Below are 15,281 nucleotides of genomic sequence, written 5' to 3'. Positions count from 1 at the left end.
ATATAAGGAGTGAAAAAACATGACAAAAAGTGAAAAAAATAAGTTAGGGTTGATAGTTCCTATTTCAGATGCTATTTTATTGCCTAATATGGATCATACTCTTAAGCTTAATCATTTTAGTGAAAGGGAACTACAATATTTAGGTAGAGAAGATGAGATAAGTATTGCCCTACCATTAAATCAAAATTTTAATCGAAACGGATTAAAAAAAGAAGATTTTTATAAAATAGGAGTTCTTTTTAAAGTTAATCATATAGAAAAAATAGAAACAGGGTATAAAATTAAAATTAAAATGCTAGAACGTGTTGAGGTTAAGAATATTGAAATTCAAAGTGACTTTATCAATGGCGAGTATGAGATAGCATCAGACTTTATTGATTTAACAGAAGAGAATATAAAAGAAATTATTGGACAAATAAAGAAAATTACCTATGAAATGAGTGAACATTTCAAGGGTTCAGAAGCCTTTATAAAATCAATTGAGGATATAAAAGATTTAAATAAGTTAATGGGATATCTAGCGCAATTTATGCCCCTATCCAGTGATGAAAAATATGAATTAATTAAAATTCAATCCGTGAAAGAAAGAAGCTTCAAATTTATGGAGTATCTTTTAAAACAAAAAGAATCTCTTAAGTTCCAATTTGAGATAGCAGAAAGACTTTCAGAAAAAGCAAATAAAAATCATAGAGAATCTGTATTAAGAGAACAGTTAAAGGCTATTCAGGAAGAACTAAATGAAGATAAAGATTCTAAGAATGAAAAAGACTATCTAAGAAAAATTGAAGAGGCTGAGATGCCAGAGGATATTAAAAAAGTTGCTTTAGAGGAATTAAGTAAACTAGAAAATCAAAACCCTAATAGTTCTGACTATAATGTTATACGTAATTATTTAGAATTACTAATACAGCTCCCTTGGAAACCGGGAGAAACAAAGGATATCGACATATTAGAAGCAAGACGAATACTTGATAACGAGCATTATGGCTTAGAAAAAGTAAAAGAGAGAATATTACAACATTTAGCTGTTATGAAGCTTAAAAAAGGAAAAAAAGGGTCTATCTTATTACTTGTTGGGCCTCCAGGAACAGGAAAAACAAGCTTAGGAAAAAGTATCGCTGAAGCTCTTCATAGAAAATATGTACGTTTAAGTTTAGGCGGTGTTCGAGATGAAGCTGAAATTAGAGGTCATCGTAAAACTTATGTAGGAGCAATGCCAGGAAGGATCATTCAAGGCATCAAGAAAGCTGGAGAAAAAAATCCAGTTATGGTTCTAGATGAAGTAGATAAGCTAATGAGTGGCTACAATGGTGATCCAGCAAGTGCACTATTAGAGGTTCTTGATCCAGAACAAAATGATAGCTTTACAGATCATTATTTAAATGTTCCTTATGACTTATCAGAGGTATTCTTTATTGCTACAGCTAACTCTCTTCATAATATACCTGGTCCTCTTTTAGATAGAATGGAGGTTATACAAATATCTAGTTATACAACTAGTGAGAAATTCCATATTGGAAAGAATCATTTAATGCCTTCAGTTCTAGAAGATCATGGTTTAACAGAGGAACAATTGCAAATAGAAGATGAAGCCTTAAAGAAAGTTATTAGTAATTATACTTTAGAAGCAGGGGTTAGAGGTCTGAAAAAGCAATTAGCTACCATTGCAAGAGTAGCCACAGAGAAAATTGTATCTAATAAAGTAGAATTACCGTTTAAAGTTACAGACAATGTATTAGAGGATTTACTCGGCAAACAGGTTTCAAGACATGATAAGGCACAACTCGATAATCCAACAGGGGTTGTAACTGGGCTTGCTTGGACACCAGTTGGGGGAGAAATATTATTTATCGAAGCTACAGATATGCCAGGAAATGGACAAGTAATCTTAACTGGTAAGCTAGGAGATGTAATGAAAGAATCTGCTAGAATTTCATTAAGTTTATTAAAATCAAGATTACCAGTGAATAGTTTTAACTTTAAGGAAAGAGACTTGCACATTCACGTACCGACCGGTGCGGTTCCAAAGGACGGGCCTTCTGCTGGAGTTACCCTATTTACTGCACTTGCTTCTCTTGCCACAGGTATAAAAGTTGATTCAAAGATTGCTATGACTGGAGAGATAACTTTAAGAGGGATTGTGCTAGCAATTGGTGGACTGAAAGAAAAATTATTGGCTGCTGAAAGAGCAGGTATAAAGAAAGTGTTAATTCCAAAAGATAATGTGGTAGATCTTAAAGATGTGCCTGAAGAAGTGAAAAAGGAATTAGATATTATAGCGGTCGAAACAATAGAAGATGTTCTTAAAGAAACCTTAGGAATATCTTTACCTAGATTAGAACATGCGTTAAGCCCAAAGGTAGCTATTGAAGAATCCTTTGATTCAAATTAAATATAATAATATTTATCTAAGAAGAGGTTGTTTCAAAGTTAGATTTTAAATCAAGTTTTGAGACAACCCCTTCTTTGTTCATTGGAAGAAACCTATCTCATGCCTAACATCATTGATATACAATCTGCTAATGCTTGGCCAGTTAGTCCACATGCTTGAATGCATTGAGCTAGAGTTAAACCTATCATTAAAATCACCTCCTTAAACTATGTATTATTATATTTTAACTTAAGTGTATGTAGATTTTATGAAGATATAAAAATATATTTGGGAAAGTGAAGAATGAAAGCTAGTAGATCATATTCTTTCGTTGAGAGTGCAAATTCACTACTATTCGTATGTACTCTGTAGTAATCTGTCCTTGTAATAAGACCAATAATGGTTTACATAAGTTTGATATTTATTAAACAAATTAGTAAAAATATGTTAATGAACATAAGGATTAATTACCATATATATCAAGTTAATATTATATAAATATCATTTAGATAAATAAAAAGTAATATAATGGAAAGTAAGTGTTAATCTTCTAACTAGCCTTGTAAACAAATTAATAGATAAATATAATAGAAGTATAGTTAAAATAAAATGGTTTGGATGATTATAGCGTGAGATAACATTTGTTAACCGAAGGAGCAATGATATAGTTCCACGACTGTATTAGAAACTTTCAGGTAAACCTAGCGTTATAGGACAAAACTCTGGAGAGACTGTTTAATTACAGAACCGACGGTGCAAGATATATTTTCCGATGATTACCTGCTCTAATACTCCCTCAAACTCTGTGAAAGCGATTCACATCAAATCGGAGATTTGGGTTCTTTGATTTTCTTCAAAGAGGGAATAAAGAGCGGCTATGTCACTGGATAACGATTTCTAAGTATAAGGTGGAGTTAAAACTCCATCTGATGCCAAGAACTCTGTTTATATCGAGACTCTCAGGTAATATTACAGAGGACATGTGGGGTAAGTTAAATTTTACCTTCATGGTCCTCTTTTTGTTATGTAAAAAAATATTAGGAGGTTTTCGAATATGGAACACTTAAAAAAAACCCCATTAATTAATTCATATGAAAAATACGAAGGAAAAATAATAGACTTTGCTGGATGGGCACTTCCTGTGCAATTTGAAGGAATAATACAAGAACATGAAACCGTACGAATGAAGGCTGGATTATTCGATGTTTCTCATATGGGAGAGGTAGAAATAATTGGAGAAGACGCAATTGCTTTCACTCAAAAATTAGTAACTAATGACGTAAAATCTTTGGTAGATAATCAAGTCTTGTATACACCTATGTGTTATCCAGATGGAGGAATTGTTGATGACTTATTAGTTTATAGGTTTAATGAAAAACATGTTTATCTAGTAATAAATGCTGGGAACATTGAAAAGGATTTCGAGTGGATGCTAAGTAATAAGGGTAACTATAATGTTAAATTGAATAATATATCATATTCGGTGGCTCAGCTTGCAATTCAAGGACCAAAGGCAGAAGAAATACTTCAAAGGCTTACTGATACAAATTTAAAAGATATTAAATTCTTCTTTTGTAAGAGAGATGTTTTAATAGATGGGAAAAGGTGTTTAGTTTCCAGAACAGGATATACTGGGGAAGATGGCTTTGAACTTTATATGGATTCAGATGATGTAGTTAGTCTATGGGACAAAATATTGGAAACTGGAAAAGAAGATGGGTTAAAACCTGTAGGATTAGGATGTAGAGATACATTAAGATTTGAAGTTAATTTGCCTCTATATGGAAATGAATTATCAGATACAATAACTCCACTTGAAGCAGGATTAGGTTTCTTTGTTAAGTTAGATAATGAAGATTTTATAGGCAAAGATGTACTTGTGAAACAAAAGAAGGAAGGCTTAAAGAGAAAAATAGTTGGATTTGAAATGAAGGATAGAGGTATTCCTAGACACGGGTATGAGGTCTTTGCTGGTGATGAGGGAATAGGGCTGGTTACTACTGGTTATTTTTCACCATCTGTGAAAAAGAATATAGGACTTGCATTGGTTGACTCTAATTATTCTGAATTAGGAACTACAATTTTCATAAAAGTTAGAAATAAGATGAATGAAGCCGTAGTAGTTAGTAAAAAGTTTTATAAGAAAAATTATAATAAATAATTTAAGGGGGATTTTAAGATGAAGGTTTTGGAAGGATTATTTTATAGTGAAGATCATGAATGGGTAAAAGTTGAAGGAGATGAAGTTTATATAGGTATTACTGACTTTGCACAACACTCTTTAGGAGATATAGTTTTTGTTGAGTTGCCAGAGGTGGACTCAGAGTTTTCTAAAGAAGATTCTTTTGGCGTTGTTGAGTCAGTGAAAGCAGCTTCAGATTTAAATATTCCAGTTAGTGGTAAGGTACTTCGAATAAATGAGGAGCTAATAGATGATCCAGAGTCGGTTAATGAAGATGCTTATAAAAATTGGATGATAGCTGTTGAACTTACTGATAAGTCAGAACTTGAAACATTATTAAATGCTGAACAATATAAAAAAATATGTGGTAAGGAGGAATAGTATGCAGACCTATATACCATTAACAATAGAGGATCAAGAATTAATGCTAAAGACCATAGGGGTTAATGGGATAGATGATTTGTTTGAAGATATCCCTAAGGAAGTTCGTTTAAATAGAAGATTAAATATAAATAATAGTATGTCAGAACTTGAAGTTCAATCTTATATTAATAAACTAGCTAATTCAAATAAAAGTTGTGAGGAGTTAGTTTGCTTCCTAGGTGCTGGAGCTTATGACCATTATATACCTTCAATAATTAAACATTTGGTATCAAGGTCAGAGTTCTATACAGCTTATACTCCTTATCAAGCAGAGATAAGTCAAGGAACACTACAGGCAATATTTGAGTATCAAACCATGATATCTAATCTTACTGGAATGGATGCAGCTAATGCTTCAATGTATGATGGAGCAACAGCTTGTGTGGAAGCAGTACAAATGGCTGTTGATGCAACAAAAAGAAAGAGTGTTATTATTTCTAAGGGTGTTCATCCAGAAACAAGAAAGGTTTTAAAAACTTATTGTAGGTTTAAAAATCAAAATGTGATAGAAATTGATGAATTAGATGGAGCTACCCATATAGAAAAACTTAAAGCTGAATTAAATAAGGATGTGGCAGCTTTTATAGTTCAAACACCAAATTTCTTTGGAGTAGTTGAAGAGTTATCAGAAATAGAAAAACTCGTTCATCAAAACAAATCATTATTAATTGTATCTTGTGATCCTATTTCACTGGGAATATTAAAAAATCCAGGAGAATGCGGAGCAGATATAGCTATAGGTGATGGCCAATCTCTTGGAAATAATTTAAATTATGGAGGACCTTACTTAGGATTCCTTGCTACAACTAAAAAACATCTTAGAAAAATACCTGGTAGAATTGTTGGGGAAACTACAGATAAAGAAGGAAAGAGAGCATTTGTTTTAACTTTACAAGCAAGAGAGCAACACATAAGAAGAGAAAAAGCTTCTTCGAATATTTGTTCAAATCAGGCGCTTAATGCTCTAACTGCATTAATATACTTGACAACTCTAGGAAAGAAGGGAATAAAGGAAGTTGCTGAACAGTGCATACAAAAATCTCATTATGCTTTTGATCAGATAACGAAGAGTGGAAAGTATAAGCCGCTATTTAATAAGCCGTTCTTTAAGGAATTTGTAATTTCTTCAGAAAGTGAAGTTCAATATGTAAATAAGGTACTCTCAGAAAATAAAATACTTGGTGGATATGAGATGGATAAAGAATACCCTCTGTACGCAAAATCGATGCTTCTTTGTGTTACTGAAAAGAGGACAAGAGATGAAATTGATAAATTAGTAGCTATATTGGAGGGGATTAAATAATGAAAGACTATAACAAGCTTATTTTTGAAGTTTCTAAAGATGGAAGAATAGCATATACCCTCCCAAGCTGTGACGTACCTGTAACATCTATAGAAAAATTAATTCCAGAGGAGTTATTAACTAAAAAGGAGCTAGGGCTACCTGAGGTTAGTGAAGTAGATGTGGTAAGGCATTTTACAGCTATTTCAAATAAAAACTATGGCGTCGATACAGGATTTTATCCACTTGGATCTTGTACAATGAAATATAATCCTAAAATCAATGAAGATATGGCAGCTATACCTAAGTTTACAGGACTTCATCCATATCAACCAGAGGATACTGTACAAGGTGCTTTAAAACTAATGTATGAGCTTGGTGAAAAACTTGGAGAGATAGCTGGGTTTGAAAGTGTATCTCTTCAACCAGCCGCAGGAGCTCATGGGGAGTTATCAGGTCTTATGATTATTAAGGCATATCATGAAAAAAGAGGAGACTTTAAAAGAAAAAAAATTATAGTTCCTGATTCAGCTCATGGTACAAATCCTGCATCTGCATCAGTAGCAGGTTTTGAAGTTATAGAAGTAAAGTCAGAAACCACTGGAGCAGTAGATATAGAGAGTTTAAAAGCTGTTCTAAATGATGAAATAGCTGGATTAATGTTGACTAACCCTAGTACATTAGGGCTATTTGAAAAAAATATTATAGAAATAGCAAAACTTGTTCATGAAGTAGGAGGATTGCTCTATTATGATGGAGCTAATATGAATGCTATTATGGGCAAAACAAGGCCGGGAGATATGGGCTTTGATGTATGCCATTTAAATTTACACAAAACATTTTCCACTCCACATGGCGGCGGAGGGCCAGGAAGTGGACCTATAGGTGTTAAAAAAGATTTAGTAGAATTTTTACCAAAGCCAGTGATATCAAAGAATAGAGAAGTATATTATTTAGATTATGATAGACCTTATTCCATAGGAAAAGTGAAAAGCTTTTACGGTAACTTCGGAGTTATGGTTAGAGCATTCACATATATATTAACTATGGGTGCAGAAGGGTTAAAAAAGGCAAGTGAAACGGCGGTATTAAATGCGAACTACCTAAGAGTAAAACTAAAAGAGTATTACAATTTACCTATAGATGATATTTGCAAACATGAGTTTGTACTAGGTGGTCTAAAAGGTGAAGAAAATCATGTAACAACTTTAGATGTAGCAAAGAGATTGCTTGATTATGGATATCATCCTCCAACAATTTATTTTCCACTAATTGTGCATGAGGCGCTTATGATAGAGCCAACTGAAACAGAGGCACTTGAGACACTTGACGAGTTCGTCAATGTCATGATTAAAATTGCTGAGGAGGCAGGTAATGATCCTGAACTAGTTAAGTCAGCTCCTAATAATACTATTGTAAAGAGATTGGATGAAGTTAAAGCAGCAAGAACTCCAATTCTTAAATGGAGTAAATAGCAAGATAAAAGGGAATGTATCATTATCGGATTAGATAGCAGTGCTAAAATCTTAAAACTCATAAATATTTTAGAGTGAAGGAAAACAGAATAAAGTGCGTAAAATAATTATATTTTAACTTAAGTGTATGTAGATTTTATGAAGATGTAAAAATAGTCCACTTTTTCTATGAACTGTGTTAGTTGACTTTAGTATTAGTTTGTGGTAAATTCAAATTAAAGCCAATAACAATTTAATGATTTAGGGGAGCCTGTAATAATAGGCTGAGAGTGGAATGTTATTCCTTACCCTCATAACCTGATTTGGATAATGCCAACGTAGGGAAAGAAGTCAGATAGTCTATTATCACGTTATATATTTAGAGTAATTGTATTTAGAAGCATTTGAATGCATAAAAACTACTTAGATGTATAATTATTTATTAAACTATCTATTTATTAAACTATATAAGGATATATCCTGTTAGGATATGAGGGAAGCATTTTAATGCTTCCCTTTTTATTTTGGTTTTAGAGAGGAGGAACATAATATGATTATAAACGGAGAAAATATGAATTTTGAGGATGGAATCACAGTTCGTGAAATGCTCGAGAAGTTAGAACTCGACATACAAAAAGTAGTAGTTGAAGCGGATTTAAAAATAATTGATAAGGATGAATTTTCTACCAAAAAACTAAGAACTGAATCAAAAGTTGAGATAATCAGATTTGTTGGAGGCGGCTAAAATGAATATCTATATAAACGAAAGAAAACAAGAGGTGGAAAAAGGTATCACTGCCCTTGAGTTAAAGAATATTATAAAAAAGGATGCTGATATAGTTATATATAACGGTTTTATTATAAAAGAAGATTGCCAATTAAAGGAAAACGATAACTTGGTTTTTATAAAAAGAGGTGAGATACCAGAGGAAGAAGACATGGAGGCTATGCTTTTATCGAGGCACACACCCTATGTACATGAAAAAATAAAAAAATGTAGTGTTGGTATAGCTGGTCTAGGTGGACTTGGATCAAACGTAGCAATTTCATTAGCGAGAATTGGAATAGGGAGGTTACTTTTGGTAGATTTTGATGTTGTAGAGCCAAGTAATTTAAATAGGCAGCAGTATTTTATAAAGCACTTGGGAATGAAAAAGACAGATGCTCTTGAACAATTAATAAAAGATTGTAATCCATTTGTAAAAGTTGAAAAGAGAGATGTGTTTTTAGATGAGACTAATATACATAACATTTTTAAAGATGTAGACATAGTAGTTGAGGCCTTTGATAATCCAATATGTAAAGCAGTGTTGGTTAATGAAGTTCTAAGTAAAATGGAAGATAAAAAAATTGTATCAGCTTCAGGAATGGCAGGATATTTCCCAAGTAATTCAATTGTTACAAGAAAAATAAAAGATAATTTTTATCTAATTGGTGATGGAGAAAATGAGGCCAAGCCAGGCTGTGGACTAATGGCGCCTAGAGTTGCCATTGCAGCGAATCATCAAGCAAATGCAGTTTTGAGAATAATACTAGGAGAAGAATAAGATGTAAAGAATTCATACGCAAAGTTCAATAGAAATACATTAGGAATTATGAAAGGGCTAAAGAAGTCATTTTTTAATGAGTTGGAAGTATTATATAAAATATTACGGAGGGTTTAATAATGGATAAATTAATAATAGGTGGTACAGAGTTAAATAGTAGATTATTTGTGGGGACAGGAAAGTATTCAACTAATGAATTAATACCAAAGGTTTTGGAGAGTTCCAGATCACAGGTTATTACCGTGGCGTTAAGAAGAGTTGATTTAAATTCTAAGGATGATAACATATTAAATTTTATAGATAAGAATGTTACTTTACTTCCAAACACTTCAGGTGCTAGAAATGCAGAGGAAGCTATAAGAATTGCAAGATTGGGAAGAGCAGCTGGCTGTGGTAATTGGGTAAAAATCGAGGTAATATCTGATAACAAATATCTTCTGCCAGATAACTTAGAGACTATAAAGGCAACAGAAGTTTTAGCTAAGGAAGGATTTGTAGTTCTTCCATACATGAACCCAGATTTAATGGATGCAAGAAGGTTAGTAGATGCTGGTGCAGCAGCGGTTATGCCTTTAGGCTCTCCAATTGGCACAAATAGAGGAATAAGAACTAAGGAAATGACAAGAATTCTAATTGATGAGATAAAGTTACCAATAGTAGTAGATGCAGGTATAGGTAAGCCATCTGAGGCAGCAGAGGCTATGGAAATGGGAGCTGATGCAGTGCTTGTTAATACAGCAATAGCTACAGCAGGAGATCCAATACTTATGGCAGAGGCATTTTCTTTGGCTGTACAAGCTGGTAGAAAGGCTTATTTCTCAAAATTAGGAGTGCAAAGACAATATGCTGAAGCATCATCACCTCTTACTGGATTTTTAAGATAGGAAGTGGAATAAATGAGTTTTTATAATAAGATAAAAGAATATGATACTTTTAATTTTGATAATTACTTTGAAAATATAACAGAAAATCAAATTGAAATGGCTTTAGCAAAGGATAGAATAAATGAGGAGGACTTCTTGGCATTATTATCTCCAAAAGCTGAAAAATATTTAGAAGCTATGGCACAAAAAGCTAGGGATATTACTGTTAGAAATTTTGGGAAAAGTATAGTTCTTTATACTCCAATATACCTTGCAAACTATTGTGAGAATGAATGTACTTACTGCGGATACAATGTTAAAAATAAAATTGATAGAAAAAAACTTACCTTCGAGGAAGTAGAAAAAGAAGCACAGGCTATAGCTGCAACAGGTCTTAAGCATATAATAGTCTTAACTGGAGAGTCTGGGTACCATTCTCCTATATCGTATATAAAGGAATGTATAAAAATACTAAAGAAGTATTTTACATCAATATGCATTGAGATATATCCTTTAGAAGAAAATGAATATGCAGAGCTTATAGAGGCTGGAGTGGATAGCCTTACAATTTATCAAGAAACATACAATGAAGAAGTATATGACAAAGTTCATCTCAGCGGACCTAAAAAAAATTATCGATATAGATTAGAGACACCAGAAAGAGCTTGCAGAGCAAAAGTCCATTCACTAGGTATAAGTGCATTACTTGGACTTTACAAATGGAGAAGTGAAGCATTTTTTTCAGGTATACATGCAGCATATATAGAGAATGAGTATCCTTCGGTGGAGATTTCTATGGGCATTCCGAGAATAAGGCCTCATGCGGGAAGTTTTGTAGATATTTACGAGGTAAGCGATAAAAATATAGTACAAGTCGCATTAGCCTATAAAATATTTCTACAAAGAGTTGGAATTAATATCACTACTAGAGAAGGAGCGGAATTTAGAGATAATTTTATTCCAATATGCGCTACAAAAATGTCTGCGGGAGTTTCAACTGAAATAGGCGGGCATTCTGCTGAAGATAAAGGGCAAGAACAATTTGATATTGCTGATGATAGAAGTGTTGAAGAAATTAGACAAGCAATAATGAAAAAAGGATATAACCCAGTTTTAAAAGATTGGGGTCCACTAAAGCCAGAGATATAAGGAAGAAAATTTATCCGACGACTACCCGCTCTAATACTCCACCTTCTCAAAGGTGGAGTATTAGAGCGGCTACGTCTCTGGATAACGATTTCTAAGCACCAGGTGGAGTTAAAACTCCATCTGATGCCAAGAACTCTGTTTATTGAGCATGCTTGAATTAAAAGCAATAAGAAGGACTGTTATGTTTATAATAGAAGGGGAAATATATAGGATATGTTTGAATTTGAAGGTAAAGATAAAACCTATATTGTTACAAATAGACAACTGATAACAAAGGGCACAATTTATGATGTAATAGAAAAATGTGCTATAAAAGGTGCTAGCGGGATATTTTTAAGAGAAAAGGATTTATCTTATGATGAACTTAAAGAAATGGCATATAGAATAAAGAAGATAACAGATAAGTTTAATATTCCACTAATTATTAATGGTAATATGCTTGTAGCAAGAGAAATAGGCGCTTATGGCTTTCATACAGGATTTGAGAATTTTAAAAATATGGTACTGAAGGAAAGGCTAAAATTTCAACAAAGTAAGGAGAGCTTTGAGAGCTCATTAGATTACAGTAAAACAGCTGATTTTATAATTGGGGTTTCAGTTCATGGTATTGAAGAGGCAATTGAAGCAGAAAAGCTAGGAGCTAATTATTTAATAGCTGGGAACGTGTTTGAAACGGATTGTAAACCAGGATTAAAAGGAAGAGGAATAGAATTTGTTCAAGGGATTTGTAAAAGTGTTAAAATACCTACCATAGCGATTGGAGGAATAAATTCTGAGAACTCTAAAGGGGTTTTAACAGTAGGAGCATTTGGTATAGCGATTATGTCATTAGCTATGAAAATAGAATGATAAATGGATTTTATATTAAATGTATTATTTTACAATAGTTTAAAGAATGTAGATTTAAATTTAAGCAAGAGAGCTAAGCTCTCTTGCTTAAATAATTACCAACAGAATAAGTCGTTTTATAGAAAATAATGACTTACGATAAATTTGAAAAAAATAAACATTGATGTTATAATATGAAAAAAGTAAAATAATTACTTAATAGTAAGTAATTATATGTATATATTTAACGTAAATGTCTCATGAAATACATATCTTTCAAATATTATTTATATCTAAGTCTTTAAACAAATAATCTTAAAATCAAATTTGTTTAATTAATAATACTTGATATTTTTTCCCACAATAACTTTACTATTGGGACTAGGATATAAGCATAAATTAAGCTTTATCGGTATTTTATAAAGAGGGGCGGGGTTGATTATGATGGACACTAAAACAATGGGGAGAGGTAAGAGATTAATTAATCCAGAAGTTATTATGAAGGCAATCTTAGCAATTATTCTAGTGATGATTGTAACATATTTAGGATTTAAAAATTATTTATTATTTCATACGCTTATTGAACTAGCTAGTGTGATATCTTCCTTTATCATATCAATAGTTGCTATAAATACGTATAGGATATCAAATAGTGGCTATTTCACTTTTTTAGGTATTTCATTTGTATTTTCTGGTTTCTTTAATTTACTTCATACCTTGGCATATAAGGGACTGGGAATATTTTATGGAGATACAGCAAACCTAGCTACTCAACTTTGGATAGTTACAAGATTTATAGAAAGTGCATCTTTGTTCATATCATTCACTTTCATTCAAAAAAGGTTGAAAGAAAAAATTACAATTCTAATTTATTTGATAGTATCCATATTTTTGTTATTGTCAATATTTTTATGGAGGATATTTCCTATATGTTATGTAGAGGGAATTGGGTTAACTTTATTTAAAAAGCTAAGCGAATACATTATTGCTATTATTTCAATGGCTTCAATCGTTGTTTTAGTAAAAAACAATAAAATGTTTCATAAGAATGTATACATTTGTATGACATTTTCCTTAGGCATAATGACTATTTCAGAAATACTTTTTACACTATATTCAGATGTATTTGGTATATCTAACATGATTAGTCATATCCTGTATGCGGTATCTTTTTATCTAATGTATAAAGCAGTCAGTGCCACAAGCCTTAGACATCCCTATAACCTTTTGTTTTATCAATTAAGTCAAGCAAATCATGAATTGAAGCTAAAAGCTCAGCAATTGGAAGAATCCAACGAAAAGCTAAAAATAGAAATAAGAGAACGTAAAATCGCTGAGAATGAGTTGGAAATAAGTGAAAAAAGATATAGGACTCTTGTAGACACTCTGCCTGATGCTGTACTAGTTCATATAGATGGAAAAATAACATTTGCAAATGATGAGGCGAAAAAACTTTTAGAAGTAGCAAATTCTAGTGACATTGAAGGCAAAATGCTATCTGATTTTATACATAAGGATTATCATAATTTACTCTATGAAAGATTAGATAAATTAAAGGAGGAGTCCAGCACTGTTCCGATTGTTGAAGAAAAATTTGTCAAGTCTAATGGACAAACTGTAGATGTTGAAATTACAAGTGCTTGTTCAATAAAAGAAGGAAGAAATGTTGTTATTAGTGTTGCTAGAGATATAACTGAACGTAGACTATTAAATGAAGCGGTGGAATATGATAAGTTAAAAAGAGAGTTTTTTGCAAATATGTCCCATGAATTTAGAACCCCTATAAATGTTATACATGCAACTGTACAACTTATAGAACAATATGGTATTAAAGATACATCAAAAAACACCAGAGAAAAACTAGAGAGGCATATAAAGATAGTAAAACAAAATTGTTATAGACTAATTAGATTAGTTGGTAACTTACTAGATAGTATGAAGATGGACTCAGGATTCTTAAAACCAAGACTTAATAACTGCAATATTGTAAATGTTATTGAAGAAATAACTACGTCTGTTGCTCAATATGTAGAAGCTAAGGAGGTAAAATTAATATTCGATACAGATGTAGAGGAAAAGATAATGGCTTGTGATGCAGAAAAGATGGAAAGAATTATACTTAACCTTCTTTCAAATGCAGTTAAGTCTACGAATCCAGGGGATGAAATACTAGTGTTAATAGAAGATAGAGGAGGAAGTATCAATATATCTGTTAGAGACACGGGAATCGGGATACCTAAGCATAAACTCGACGTTATATTTGACAGATTCAGGCAAGTAGATAAATCATTAACAAGAAATCATGAAGGAAGTGGAATTGGCCTTTCCATTGTAAAAGCTCTTGTTGATATGCATGGAGGAAAAATTACCGTAAATAGTAAATACGGAGAGGGCAGTGAGTTTAAGATGGAGTTTCCGGTTAAAGTATTAGATATTGATGATGCATTTCTTGAAATTGCTGCAGATCAAAGTAGGATAGATCAGACGGACATAGAATTTTCAGATATATATTTTTAATTTACTAATTAGAATACCATGTGATACTATTGAGGTTAAGTAATTAAATAAGTTATGTTTAATCAATATCAATTTTTAGACAGGGCGCATCCTAGATGGTGTTTCCTACGCTTAAATTTATTCGATGACTACTCGAACTAATACTCTTACGCACTCTGTTACTAAAGAATATTGATTATTACTTCATTTATTCCTGAAAATTCAATTGATGTGAGGTTTAAGAATGATTTATAAACGTAATAGACTATTATATGCGGCTTTGATACTAATTGTAATAATTTTAGGATTATATTCAAGAAAGATGGGGAATGTTATACCAGATTTTTTAGATATATATTTAGGAGATTCTCTATGGGGGTTAATGATTTTCATTGGTTCTGGTTTTATTTTCAGGGCAATGAAAACAAAGATAGTAGTTTTGATAGGAGCATCATTTTGTTATCTTATCGAGTTAAGTCAATTATATCATGATAACTGGATAGATAACATTAGAAAGACAACTCTTGGTGGATTGGTATTAGGATATGGATTTTTGTGGAGTGATTTATTAGCCTACTCTATAGGAATTGGGATAGGAGCAACTCTTGAATTTTTATATGAATTAATTTTAAAAGGTAGGGGATCAAAATAAGAAAATTTTCATAAAAAAACCGTGCTTTTAATAA

Annotated in this window: 12 protein-coding genes and 2 riboswitches; all 12 genes read left to right on the top strand. The window is 32.1% G+C overall.

The window, feature by feature from the left end; all coding sequences use genetic code 11:
- Positions 1-19: 19 nt before the first annotated feature.
- A complete protein-coding gene (gene lon / locus AC0N0V_RS13775; RefSeq protein ID WP_474458593.1) occupies positions 20-2,392 on the top strand; it encodes an endopeptidase La in 2,373 nt (790 codons plus the stop codon).
- A 597-nt stretch (positions 2,393-2,989) separates the two neighbouring features.
- Positions 2,990-3,088: riboswitch (glycine riboswitch) on the top strand.
- Between the two features lie 337 nt (positions 3,089-3,425).
- Positions 3,426-4,532, top strand: a complete 1,107-nt coding sequence (gene gcvT, locus AC0N0V_RS13770; protein WP_474458592.1) for a glycine cleavage system aminomethyltransferase GcvT — start codon at positions 3,426-3,428, stop codon at positions 4,530-4,532.
- An 18-nt stretch (positions 4,533-4,550) separates the two neighbouring features.
- Complete coding sequence (gene gcvH, locus AC0N0V_RS13765; RefSeq protein WP_474458591.1) at positions 4,551-4,934, top strand: glycine cleavage system protein GcvH; 384 nt, start codon at positions 4,551-4,553, stop codon at positions 4,932-4,934.
- Between the two features lies 1 nt (position 4,935).
- Positions 4,936-6,279, top strand: coding sequence for an aminomethyl-transferring glycine dehydrogenase subunit GcvPA (gene gcvPA, locus AC0N0V_RS13760; protein ID WP_474458590.1), 1,344 nt, complete (start codon positions 4,936-4,938; stop codon positions 6,277-6,279).
- The gene (gcvPB, locus tag AC0N0V_RS13755) at positions 6,279-7,733 is read left to right on the top strand and encodes an aminomethyl-transferring glycine dehydrogenase subunit GcvPB (protein ID WP_474458589.1); all 1,455 of its coding nucleotides are present in this window, start codon (positions 6,279-6,281) and stop codon (positions 7,731-7,733) included. The genes gcvPA and gcvPB overlap by 1 nt, the downstream gene beginning before the upstream one ends.
- A gap of 232 nt (positions 7,734-7,965) precedes the next feature.
- Positions 7,966-8,074: riboswitch (TPP riboswitch) on the top strand.
- Between the two features lie 188 nt (positions 8,075-8,262).
- Positions 8,263-8,457 carry a sulfur carrier protein ThiS gene (gene thiS / locus AC0N0V_RS13750; RefSeq protein ID WP_474458588.1) on the top strand — a complete coding sequence of 65 codons (195 nt, stop codon included), beginning with the start codon at positions 8,263-8,265 and terminating at the stop codon, positions 8,455-8,457.
- Position 8,458: 1 nt separating this feature from the next.
- Positions 8,459-9,259, top strand: a complete 801-nt coding sequence (thiF, locus tag AC0N0V_RS13745) for a sulfur carrier protein ThiS adenylyltransferase ThiF (protein ID WP_474458587.1) — start codon at positions 8,459-8,461, stop codon at positions 9,257-9,259.
- 119 nt (positions 9,260-9,378) lie between these two features.
- Entirely contained in the window at positions 9,379-10,143 is a 765-nt protein-coding gene (locus AC0N0V_RS13740; protein WP_474458586.1) for a thiazole synthase, read from the top strand.
- Positions 10,144-10,155: 12 nt separating this feature from the next.
- Positions 10,156-11,271: a 2-iminoacetate synthase ThiH gene (gene thiH / locus AC0N0V_RS13735; protein ID WP_474458585.1), complete on the top strand. Its 1,116-nt coding sequence runs from the start codon at positions 10,156-10,158 to the stop codon at positions 11,269-11,271.
- A 213-nt stretch (positions 11,272-11,484) separates the two neighbouring features.
- Positions 11,485-12,120: a thiamine phosphate synthase gene (locus tag AC0N0V_RS13730; protein WP_474458584.1), complete on the top strand. Its 636-nt coding sequence runs from the start codon at positions 11,485-11,487 to the stop codon at positions 12,118-12,120.
- A 420-nt stretch (positions 12,121-12,540) separates the two neighbouring features.
- Positions 12,541-14,616: an MASE3 domain-containing sensor histidine kinase gene (locus AC0N0V_RS13725; protein ID WP_474458583.1), complete on the top strand. Its 2,076-nt coding sequence runs from the start codon at positions 12,541-12,543 to the stop codon at positions 14,614-14,616.
- Between the two features lie 223 nt (positions 14,617-14,839).
- On the top strand, positions 14,840-15,247 hold the full coding sequence (locus AC0N0V_RS13720) for a ribosomal maturation YjgA family protein (protein ID WP_474458582.1): 408 nt from the start codon (positions 14,840-14,842) through the stop codon (positions 15,245-15,247).
- Positions 15,248-15,281 lie beyond the last annotated feature (34 nt).

The organism is Clostridium sp. CS1-1, from assembly GCF_056135525.1.
The sequence above is the reverse complement of the archived record's forward strand: the minus strand, read 5'-3'. Positions and strand labels throughout refer to the sequence as shown.

Coding starts and splice junctions, on each gene's coding strand:
- AC0N0V_RS13720 (WP_474458582.1), top strand. CDS start 14,840: ATGATTTATAAACGTAATAGACTATTATATGCGGCTTTGATACTAATT.
- AC0N0V_RS13730 (WP_474458584.1), top strand. CDS start 11,485: ATGTTTGAATTTGAAGGTAAAGATAAAACCTATATTGTTACAAATAGA.
- lon (WP_474458593.1), top strand. CDS start 20: ATGACAAAAAGTGAAAAAAATAAGTTAGGGTTGATAGTTCCTATTTCA.
- thiF (WP_474458587.1), top strand. CDS start 8,459: ATGAATATCTATATAAACGAAAGAAAACAAGAGGTGGAAAAAGGTATC.
- gcvPB (WP_474458589.1), top strand. CDS start 6,279: ATGAAAGACTATAACAAGCTTATTTTTGAAGTTTCTAAAGATGGAAGA.
- gcvT (WP_474458592.1), top strand. CDS start 3,426: ATGGAACACTTAAAAAAAACCCCATTAATTAATTCATATGAAAAATAC.
- gcvH (WP_474458591.1), top strand. CDS start 4,551: ATGAAGGTTTTGGAAGGATTATTTTATAGTGAAGATCATGAATGGGTA.
- AC0N0V_RS13740 (WP_474458586.1), top strand. CDS start 9,379: ATGGATAAATTAATAATAGGTGGTACAGAGTTAAATAGTAGATTATTT.
- thiS (WP_474458588.1), top strand. CDS start 8,263: ATGATTATAAACGGAGAAAATATGAATTTTGAGGATGGAATCACAGTT.
- thiH (WP_474458585.1), top strand. CDS start 10,156: ATGAGTTTTTATAATAAGATAAAAGAATATGATACTTTTAATTTTGAT.
- AC0N0V_RS13725 (WP_474458583.1), top strand. CDS start 12,541: ATGATGGACACTAAAACAATGGGGAGAGGTAAGAGATTAATTAATCCA.
- gcvPA (WP_474458590.1), top strand. CDS start 4,936: ATGCAGACCTATATACCATTAACAATAGAGGATCAAGAATTAATGCTA.